We start from the raw sequence: 10628 nt of genomic DNA on the forward strand, positions 1-10628 counted from the left end.
AATTGCATATTAAGCAATACTATACTCTAAGGAGTCACCATGGTCAGCCGCGCAAAAATCAAAGAGCTTATGAATGAGAGTGCCTGTTCACACTCTAAAGATAAAAAACCTGGAGAAGGGTGTGATAAGCCTAAACCCGGACTGGCCGCAGGGGGATGTGCGTTTGACGGTGCTCAAATCTCTCTCTTCCCGTATGCAGATGCAGTACATCTTGTGCACGGTCCTCAAACCTGTCTGGGCGCATCGTGGGAGACACGTGAGACAAAAACGTCGTACACGGGTGTGGATCATACACAAATGGGATTTACGACGGGGATTACGACCAATGATGTCATCTTTGGGGGGGATAAACGTCTGGGGGATTCGATCGATTATGTAATGGAACATTACAAACCCGAAGCGATTTTTGTCTATTCGACTTGTGTCACGGCTCTTGTAGGCGATGATATTGATATGACTTGTAAATTGGGAGCTGAAAAATATGGTGTCCCCGTCGTTCCCGTTCATGCCGCCGGATTTGTGGGGAGCAAAAATCTTGGTTCACGTCTCGCCGGTGAGGCGGTATTGGAACATCTGATTGGTACCAAAGAGCCGGAATTTACGACACCGTATGATATCAATCTTATCGGCGATTATAATGTTACGGGAGACATGTGGCAATATCTTCCGTTGTTTGAAAAGATTGGTATCCGCGTTCTGAGTTCAATGAGCGGAGATGGGCGAGTGGGGGATATCCGCTGTGCCCACCGTGCGAAACTCAATGTTATCGTTTGTGCCAAATCACTGATAACGCTGACACGAAAAATGCAAGAGCAGTATGGGATTCCGTGGATTTCGGTCTCATTTTACGGTAAACGCGATACGACATTTGCGATTCGTGAGATCGTAAATGCTTTAGGTGATCAGGAGTTGATAGCACGAGCCGAAGAGGTGATTGCTCAAGCTGAAGCTGAACTCGAGAGTGCTCTTATCCCTTATAGGGAACTGTTTGCTGGGAAAAAAGCGGTTCTAAATACCGGAGGGAATAAAGCGTGGTCGATTGCTTCAGGTTTGCAGGATTTGGGTATTGAAGTCGTTGCAACGAGCGTGGCAAAATCGACACAGGATGATATCGATAAAGCACGTGAGTATTTGGGTGAAAATGGGGTACTGATGACGAAACCTGCTTCTGAACAGGGGAAAATTATCGACTCTACGGGGGCGAATATTCTTCTCGCCGGTGGACGAAGTCTCTACACGGCTATCAAGAAGAAAATCTCTTTTATTGATGTTAATCAAGAAAAGAAAACCAGTTACGGCGGATATAACGGATTGTTGAATTTGGCAGAAGACTTAAAATATGCGTTTCGTAATCCGGTCTTTGCCAATGTAGGCAAACCGGCACCGTGGGAGTTGTAAATAAACTTTTGGATTAATGTGCGCGATACATCTTTAGGTTTAGCCTCTTTTGTTACAATCGCATTAAAAAGAGGCTGCTATGGAGATTGATGTTTACAATGCAGGGATGAATGCCTACAGTGGCAAACGTTTTGAAGAAGCGTATGAATGGTTTAATAAAAATCCAGAGGACCCGCGATGTGCTTATGCACTGGGGACGCTTTATTATAACGCTCAGGGTGTTGAGAGAAATTTTACCCACTCGACAGCGTATTATGCCAAAGCCGCTGAAGCAGGGATTTTACCGGCGCAAGTAAGTGCAGGTTTTGCGTATGCTAATGCGATGGGGGTTCCTGAAGATTTCGATAAAGCAGCATATTATCTTAAGATGGCAGTTGCACAGGGCGAGCCTGCGGCTAAGATAACGTTAGCTGAAATTTATGCAAAAGGGTTTGCGGGAGGAAGTCGTAAAGAAGCGGCTGAATTGATCCGTGAAGTTCTCTCCACTACCGGAGGGGAAGAAGCCTATGATGTCTATAGTCGTTATGATTTAGGAAATGTGAAATAAAGAAAAGGGGTGTTTTAATATACCCCGGAAGCTTTCTCTTTGTAAGAATCAAACATCTCATCTTGCGCAGCAGGTGCGATTTGGAAAAAGCCATCCAACTCACGATGTTTGGATTGTAAAAGAGTTTCAAATTCATTTTGGGTAATCGGAATATTATCTTGGAATTTATCGAGTAATAATGTATTGTTCCCTAAAAGAACAAGATAACTCATGGTTCCATAATCGAGCATCGCAACGGTATGGGATGAATCCAATGTCTTTTGGAAGCGAATATGTATCCCTCCTGCATCAGTAGATCCTTTCATACCCGGTATCGGAGTCGATTTTGGTTCTGTTGAATTTTTGTTAAAGAGCCACGGTGTTTTCGGTTCATTATGCATCGTTTCAGCACGTTTGGCAATATTTTGTTTTAGCCAAAATAAAATACCAATCCCGATCACTAAAATGCCGATGACTACATAATAGCTTTGTTCAAATTCACCGTCAGATTTTGTAGGGAGACCTTGGAGTGCGGTTTCATCGACAGGTGGTGTTGGTTGAAGTGCTTCAGTAGATACTGGGTGCATAAAACGGAGACGTAGACCGTAGGAATCGGATGTCTTAGACGCTTGCATCGAGACGCCGCTACTCACTACCGCTACAATCTCGATGTGTTCTCCTTGGGGTGCAATGGTGAGCTTTCCTAAGTATTTTGAGTTAACATCTTTAATTTTCGGTGATTCGATAAAGGCCTCTTCTAGCTTAATAACAACGGTGTTACCTTGACGGTTTTGGCGGAGAACACCCTCATAAGGGGTGTCAAAGGTGAGCATGACGTCAACACGGTCGTTACGGTCATAAACGTTATAGCTTAAAACTTTGGCACCCCATAACAGTGCCGGGAGAAGAAGTAGGGGAAGTAAGTATCTCATAGTCTCTCTTTTGAAAGGTAGTAAAGTACGGCACTCGAATCGAGTACCTCATTGATCCGTATTGCTAAGTTTTTTTCATATACCATTACTTCGCCTTTCCCGATAATACGACGGTTTACATAAGATTCGACACTTTCACCGGCGGGTTTTCCCAAATCAATGACGGAGCCTTTTTCGAGTTTTAAAATTTCCCCCAAAGAAAGGCTGGTTTGTCCCAAGTCAGCAACAAACTCCACTTCCATATCGAGCAATCCCTCATAATCCATCCATGAAAGCTCTTTGAGTGCATCAAAGGGGTGATCTTTTGGAAGTGAAGAGGGCTGAGGTGTAACGATTTCATTCATTTTTTAGAGCCTTTTTAGCGCAATCATCATTTCGCAATTATCAATACTGAGGTGCTGAACTTCTTGTAACTCACCCTTGCTCGTATCATCAGATACGAAAAAAGGGGTCATGATACTGATCGTTGTTTCGTACGACTCTTCTGCTAACACTTTTGCACTTCCTACAATCATGTTGGTCGTTTCCAAAAGCATATCGATAAGCGTTTGTTCATCACTTTCATCTTCACCTAAAAAAATTTCGCTAATCCGTTGCATCAACGCTTCATCGCATCCGATATAGACGCGATGCAGGAGAGCATTTTTTTCTTCTACATCAATATAAGCAAGAAGTGTTCTCTTTTTTGGGCTACTCTCAATACGTTCAAACGGCAAGCGTAGTTGATGTTGACAAAAGTTTTCAGCTGCATGAACAATGATCGCTAGCATTGCATCCTCACTCTCATTAATTTCACCCTATCCGAAAGAGACGGGTAGCTTCAGGGTGTTGAGTCACTTTATGAGTTTCGGGTAGTGCCCAAAAAGTGGGTAACAACAGTATGAGAATTGATTATACCGTAAAATCAAGTGAACGAAAAGGGGGTTGCTTGAAGCACGAAGAGAGTATAATCGCGCGGAATGAACTTTTGAAGAATTATTTTTCAACTAAAGTGATAGTATGACAATAGAATTGGCTCTTTTAGGACTTGGTGTCGGTACACTCTCCGGTTTTTTCGGAATCGGCGGCGGTACGGTCACTGTTCCGATCTTGCTCTATCTCGGTTTCGGTATTAAAGAAGCAATCGGTATTTCGGTCATGCAAATGGTGGCAGGATCGTTAATGGCGGCGTGGATTCATCACAAGAAACAGACGTATGTGGTCAATGATATTAAATATTTCGGGTATGGCGGAGTACTTGGTGCCATGGTTGGAGGAGTTTTCGTCAAAATCTTGGATGAAACGATTCTTGAATGGCTCTTTTTGGGAATTGTTGCTTTTACGTTGGGACGTTTAGCGTTTTCATCTCCCGTGCCCACTCGTTCTGAAGTGATCAATCGACCTCTTTACACTACCATTGGTGGAGGAATTGGGGTATTCTCTGGGATGCTCGGAGTAGGGGGTTCTATCCTTATGACGCCGATATTGGTGAGTTTTATGGGCTTTCCTCTGAAAAAAGCGTCGGCGGTAGGACTTTTCTTTGTTATGTTTACCTCTATTTCGGCTTTTGGTACCTTGCTTTGGCTGGGTATGATTAATCTTCATGCAGGATTGATTATGGGGCTGAGTTCACTGCTTGGGATTATGATGGGGATTTGGCTTTTGAATTTGATCAAAATAAGCCAATATAAACAAATATTGGTGGTTTTTTACGTCTTTATTTTTGCCATTACGGCATACAAACTGATTACGGGGTAAGATTTATGGATAAAATTAAAATTATTGGTGCGCGAGAACACAATCTCAAAAATATCTCTTTGGAAATTCCGAAAAATAAATTGGTAGTCTGTACCGGAATCAGTGGGAGCGGTAAATCGACATTGGCGTTTGATACCCTTTATGCTGAAGGTCAACGCCGTTATATCGAATCTCTTTCATCCTATGCACGACAGTTTTTGGATCGCGTTGGAAAACCGGATGTTGATAAAATCGAAGGACTTACCCCTGCTATCGCAATTGATCAAAAAACGACTTCCAAAAATCCGCGCTCTACGGTAGGGACGATCACCGAGATTTATGACTATTTACGTCTCTTGTATGCCCGTATCGGGATTCAACACTGTCATCTCTGCGGTAAAAAAATCTCAAAAATGTCGGCACAAGATATTATCGATCAAGTACTCAAGCTCCCTGATGGAGCAAAGATAGTTATTTTAGCACCGTTAGTACGTGAAAAGAAAGGCTCGTTTGCCGATATCCTCGAATCATTGCGTCATAAAGGATACGTGCGGGCAATGGTTGATGGTGTTATGGTGCGTCTTGATGAAGAGATTGAACTCTCCAAAACCAAGAAACATACCCTTAAAGTAGTTATCGACCGTCTCATCATCAAAGACGACAACCATGACCGCGTAGCCCAAGACGTTGAAAAAGCGCTCAAAGAATCCTACGGTGAAGTAGAAATCGAGATCCAAAACCACGACGAAGTGGGAATGCATGAAAAACTGATCCACTACAGTGAACACAGTGCCTGTTTTGATTGTAAAGTGAGTTTTGATCCGCTAGAGCCTCTCTCGTTTTCGTTTAACTCTCCTAAGGGCGCGTGTTCAGAATGTGATGGTTTAGGGATTCGCTATGCTCTTGATTACGACAAGATCATCGACTCTGAACTTCCGATAGAGAAAGGGGCGATTAAAATCGTTTATGGCTTTAATAAGGGATACTATTTTACCTTTCTAAAAGCATTTTGTTCCGCATCGGGGATCAGTATTAGCGCCCCTTTTTATACCCTCGAAGAGTATCAGAAAAAAGCAATTCTCCACGGCAGTGTCGATGAAGTGGAATTTAAATGGCAAGATCACCCGATTAAGCGTACGTGGCCGGGGATTGTCCGTATCGCCTATGACATCTTTAAAGATGAAAAAGATTTGGCGGATTACATGTCTGAAAAGCCGTGTAATATTTGTAACTCTCATCGTTTAAAACGCGAATCTCTTGCCGTTCGTGTTGCGGACAAAGGGATCGGTGATGTTATTTCGATGCCGCTCAAAGATTCGTATGCGTGGTTCGCCGATCCTAAAACCTTTGAGGGGTTGAGTGATCAGAGTACGATGATTGCCGCGTCAATTTTGAATGAAATTCGTGAGCGCCTTTTCTTTCTCTTTGATGTGGGGTTAGGATATCTCTCCCTCAGCCGTGATGCGCGTACTATCAGCGGCGGTGAAGCACAGCGTATCCGTATCGCTTCTCAAATCGGTAGCGGATTGACGGGAGTGATGTATGTCCTCGATGAGCCGAGTATCGGTCTGCATGAACGCGATACCCTCAAACTGATCCGAACGTTGCGATCATTGCAGGAAAAAGGGAACACTGTTATCGTTGTCGAACATGACAAAGAGACGATTGAGAATGCCGACTATATCGTCGATATCGGACCGGGTGCGGGGAAATTCGGCGGAAATGTCGTATTCGCCGGAACCCTCGAAGAGATGAAAAAATCTGATACTCTCACCGCACAATATCTTTCGGGTCGGAAAAAAATCGAGTATTTTTATCGCCGTGAACAAAAAGAGTGGATGTCCATCAACAATGTGACATTAAATAATATTAATAATCTGAGTGTTAAAATTCCTCTTCACAATTTCGTGTGTGTCACGGGTGTGAGTGGTAGCGGTAAGAGTTCATTGATTTTACAAACACTCCTTCCCGTAACGAGAGAAATTCTCAATCATGCCCGTAAAATTAACCGCGTTGCGGGTGTCGAAGTGGAAGGGCTAGAGAAGCTTGATAAAGTAATCTACCTCGACCAAAGCCCTATCGGACGAACACCGCGTTCCAATCCTGCCACCTATACAGGGGTGATGGATGAGATCCGTAACCTGTTTGCTAAAACGAAAGAGGCACAGATTCGAGGCTACACGGCATCACGATTTAGTTTCAACGTCAAAGGTGGACGATGTGAGAAGTGTCAGGGGGAAGGGGAGATCAAGATCGAGATGCACTTTTTACCCGATATTATGGTCAAATGTGATTCGTGTCACGGCAGCCGATACAACCTCCAAACCCTCCAAGTGGAGTACAAGGGGAAAACGATCTCTGATGTATTGAACATGAGCGTCGGCGAAGCGCTCGAATTTTTTGCCCCGATCCCGAAGATCAAAGCGATTTTGCAGACACTCAGCGATGTAGGGCTAGATTACATCACGTTGGGTCAAAATGCCGTTACCCTCTCCGGTGGGGAAGCTCAGCGTATTAAACTCGCCAAAGAGCTGAGCCGACGGGATACGGGAAATACCCTTTATATTCTCGATGAGCCGACAACAGGATTGCATTTTGATGATGTCAACCGTCTGACCAAAGTTCTTCATAACTTCGTTGAGCTTGGAAATTCGGTTCTTGTCATTGAGCATAATCTCGACATGATTAAAAATGCTGACTGGATCATCGATATGGGTCCTGAGGGGGGAAGTGGCGGCGGATTGCTGATTGCGGAAGGTGATCCTGAATGTGTTGCACGTGATTGGGAAAAAACGGGTAGTTTTACCGGAAAATATTTGGCTCTTGAGCTAAATAGGCTATAATAACCCTAATTGCTTTTGTAGAGGACCGTATTAAATGAAAAGCTCGATTATAAATAGTATTAAATCTTTGCCTCCGCTTCCTAAAACCGTTATCGACATGCAACGTGTTTGTAACGATCCAAACTCATCGATCCATGATTTGGTAAAAACGGTTGAAACCGATCCGATGATTGTTGCCAACTTACTCAAAGCGGCAAATTCGCCTCTTTATAGTTTCCGTCGTGAGATTAATAATGTCTCACAAGCAGTTTCACTTTTTGGAATGAGTATGACCCGCTCTATCGGATTGGGTAATTCGGTTCGAAAGCTTTTGAATGTTGATATGGAACCTTATGGGATCAGTTCCGATCGCTTTGCAGAGATTTCATCTTTGCAAGCAGCATTGATGCACAGCTGGTATTTGAAAATTGATCGGGCTAAAGCGGATAAACTTTTTCTAGCGTCATTCTTGCAAGAGACAGGTAAAATTATTATTGCCAGTGATGTTATCCAAGAAGATTTAGCAACGAATTTTAAAGCAGATATCACTTCTGCTATTGATATTGCATCGGTTGAACGCTCTTATATCCAAGAGACAACGGCAACAGTAACCGCAGAGATTTTTAACCACTGGAATTTTGATCGGGAATTTGTTGAAATGATTCAATTTTCAGATTCACCAAAAGAGGCACCAGAGGAACTTCAAGAGTTTGCAATGGCACTTCATATCGTCAAAACTATTGTTCCGATCAATGACCCATTCGGAGAACACGGTATCGCTTACGGACTTAAAAAAGCAGAAGAAGCAGGTTATGATATCGCTAAATTGCAAGCAGCAATTGATGCGATTCTTGATAAAATTCGTGTTGTATAAAGTCGATTAATGGCCCAGCAAGTTGTTACCATTATCGATACGTTTGGATTCTTTTTCCGCAGTTTTTACGCTCTTCCCCCTCTTAAAAATCGCCAGGGTTTTCCTACCGGTCTTTTGACCGGATTTATCAACTTTATTGCTTCACTGCATAAAGATCACAGCAGCGATTATCTCATTTTTGCTCTCGATGCTAAAGGACCGAGTTTTCGTGCCGAAATCGATCCTGCGTATAAAGCCAACCGTTCTCCTGCACCCGAAGAATTGGTTATGCAGCTCCCTATCGCCATCGAGTGGATCGATAAAATGGGATACAAATCGCTCTCTCAAAGCGGTTTTGAGGCGGATGATATGATCGCCTCCGTTGTACGCCAAGCGCGTCAGCACGGTTTCTTGGTTCGTGTCGTATCGCACGATAAAGACCTCTATCAGCTCATCGATGATGATCGGGTTGTGTTGGTCGATGCCATCAGCAAAAAAGTGATGAATGAGCGTCACTGCGAAGAGAAATACGGCGTCCACCCGCGCCAGTTTATCGATTATCAATCCCTCATCGGCGATACTGCCGATAACGTCCCAGGGGTCAAGGGGATCGGAAAGGTAACGGCACAAAAGCTTTTAACGCAGTTTTTCACACTCGATGCAATGTACGAAAGACTCGAAGAGGTAACACCTCCTCGGATCAAAGGGCTGCTTGAAACCTATCGAGATGACGCATTCCGTTCTCGTGAACTGGTACGTCTCAAAGATGACGTGTTTAATAGCCTCGATTTTTCAGAGTTTGCTATGCACTTTGATAATCCGTTTCTCCCGATCTATGATGATTTAGTCCATTACGAGATGAATGCGGTATTGCGTACCATCAAAGCCAAAGCACTGTTTGAAGAATCGCAAACCTCTTCCTCTCAATCGGTTGTATTACAGGAAGTGAAATCTCCGATACCGGCAGTATGCAACAATATGGATGGATGCAGTGTTTTGATCGATAACGATACTGATTTGAAAAAGGTCATTGAGGCACTTTCTCCTGATGCTCTTATTGCTTTCGATACCGAAACGACAGGACTTGATCCTACCAAAGATCATCTCGTCGGTTTTAGCTTTAGCGCGGATGGAAAAACGGGTTATTATGTTCCAATGATGCACAGTTACCTCGGAGTAGGGGATCAAGTATCGCTTGAAACCGCGAAACAAGCAATAAAAGCACTGTTTACGCGTAAAGTCATCGGACATAATATAAAATTCGATCTCCATTTCGTCACCCGCTTTTTGGGCGTTGATCGTCTGAACATCCATGCTGATTCTATGGTGATGGCATGGCTCACCGATTCGGCGCGGTCTCTCTCGATGGACAATCTTGCTCAGAACTTACTGCATCATGAGATGATTCATTTCAAAGACACGGTCAAAAAAGGGGAAAACTTCGCTTCGGTCGCGATCGAAGATGCGTGTAAATACGCGGGAGAAGATGCTTATATCACCTATCGACTCTACGAAGTACTACGTGAGCAGCTTCTTTTGAAGGGTGGACAAGACGCTCTGGATGAAGCGTTTAATGTCGAGTTCCCTTTCACTATGACACTACTGGGGATGGAGCGAGAGGGGATCGCCGTCGATACGGCGGTGTTGGAGACATTTAAAAAAGAAGTAGCCTTAGAGATCGCCACTCTCACGGAGCAAATCCACAGCGCGTGCGGAACCGTATTTAATCTCAATTCTCCGAAACAGCTAGGTGTTATCTTGTTTGAAACACTCGGTCTGGCACATGGCAAGAAGACTAAAACAGGTTACAGTACGGATGAGCAGGTGTTAGACTCTCTTAAAGACGAGCATCCCGTTATTCCGATGTTGTTACAGTACCGCGAATATCACAAGCTCTACTCCACCTATATCGAGCCATTGATAGCATTGGCGCAAAATGATCCTGAATCTCGTATTTATACCTCATTTGTCCAGACGGGAACGGCAACGGGACGATTGAGTTCTAAAAACCCGAACCTCCAAAATATCCCTGTCAAAACGGCTCTTGGGATGCGTATCCGTGAAGCGTTCGTCGCCCCTGCGGGGAAAAAACTGATCGGGATTGACTATTCACAAATCGAGCTTCGTCTCCTCGCCCATTTTAGTGAGGACAGTGTTTTAGTCAATGCCTTTAACGAGGGGCACGATATCCACATGCAAACAGCGATTGCATTGTTCGGTGCTGAGGACGCACCTCGTAAGCGTAACATCGCAAAAACGGTCAATTTCGGTCTCTTGTACGGTATGGGGCAGAAAAAGCTCTCCGATACGTTAGGGATCACCACCAAAGAGGCAAAAGAGATTATCGAGCGTTATTTCGAGACCTTTCCGAGTGTCAAGGG

The 10628-nt window shown here is 44.0% G+C and carries 9 protein-coding genes; 6 read left to right on the plus strand and 3 right to left on the minus strand.

Translation table 11 applies throughout. The annotated features are described in order from the left end of the window. The first annotated feature begins 39 nt into the window (after positions 1-39). Both nifE and PHR02_RS03960 read left to right on the plus strand, forming a co-directional pair. The gene (gene nifE, locus PHR02_RS03955) at positions 40-1398 is read left to right on the plus strand and encodes a nitrogenase iron-molybdenum cofactor biosynthesis protein NifE (protein ID WP_299989240.1); all 1359 of its coding nucleotides are present in this window, start codon (positions 40-42) and stop codon (positions 1396-1398) included. 79 nt (positions 1399-1477) lie between these two features. After that, on the plus strand, positions 1478-1945 hold the full coding sequence (locus PHR02_RS03960) for a hypothetical protein (RefSeq protein WP_299989242.1): 468 nt from the start codon (positions 1478-1480) through the stop codon (positions 1943-1945). Between the two features lie 14 nt (positions 1946-1959). Here PHR02_RS03960 and PHR02_RS03965 read toward each other — a convergent pair whose 3' ends face one another. The 3 genes from PHR02_RS03965 to PHR02_RS03975 are packed head-to-tail and all read right to left on the minus strand — an operon-like array spanning position 1960 to position 3626. Continuing rightward, positions 1960-2856, minus strand: a complete 897-nt coding sequence (locus PHR02_RS03965; protein ID WP_299989245.1) for a hypothetical protein — start codon at positions 2854-2856, stop codon at positions 1960-1962. Further along, complete coding sequence (fliN, locus tag PHR02_RS03970) at positions 2853-3200, minus strand: flagellar motor switch protein FliN (RefSeq protein WP_299989247.1); 348 nt, start codon at positions 3198-3200, stop codon at positions 2853-2855. Before fliN ends, PHR02_RS03965 begins: the two co-directional genes overlap by 4 nt. A gap of 3 nt (positions 3201-3203) precedes the next feature. Beyond that, entirely contained in the window at positions 3204-3626 is a 423-nt protein-coding gene (locus PHR02_RS03975; protein WP_299989250.1) for a chemotaxis protein CheX, read from the minus strand. 229 nt (positions 3627-3855) lie between these two features. On the opposite strand from PHR02_RS03975, the gene PHR02_RS03980 reads away from it, so the two are divergent. The 4 genes from PHR02_RS03980 to polA form a co-directional block, all read left to right on the plus strand. Further along, complete coding sequence (locus PHR02_RS03980) at positions 3856-4593, plus strand: sulfite exporter TauE/SafE family protein (protein ID WP_299989253.1); 738 nt, start codon at positions 3856-3858, stop codon at positions 4591-4593. A gap of 5 nt (positions 4594-4598) precedes the next feature. Then, positions 4599-7415: an excinuclease ABC subunit UvrA gene (uvrA, locus tag PHR02_RS03985; RefSeq protein WP_299989256.1), complete on the plus strand. Its 2817-nt coding sequence runs from the start codon at positions 4599-4601 to the stop codon at positions 7413-7415. A 34-nt stretch (positions 7416-7449) separates the two neighbouring features. Beyond that, positions 7450-8268: an HDOD domain-containing protein gene (locus PHR02_RS03990; protein ID WP_299989260.1), complete on the plus strand. Its 819-nt coding sequence runs from the start codon at positions 7450-7452 to the stop codon at positions 8266-8268. Positions 8269-8277: 9 nt separating this feature from the next. Next, positions 8278-10628: DNA polymerase I (polA, locus tag PHR02_RS03995; protein WP_299989263.1), on the plus strand; the 2351-nt coding region annotated here is incomplete at its 3' end.

The sequence above is a fragment of the Sulfuricurvum sp. genome (assembly GCF_028688295.1).
GTDB lineage: Bacteria > Campylobacterota > Campylobacteria > Campylobacterales > Sulfurimonadaceae > Sulfuricurvum.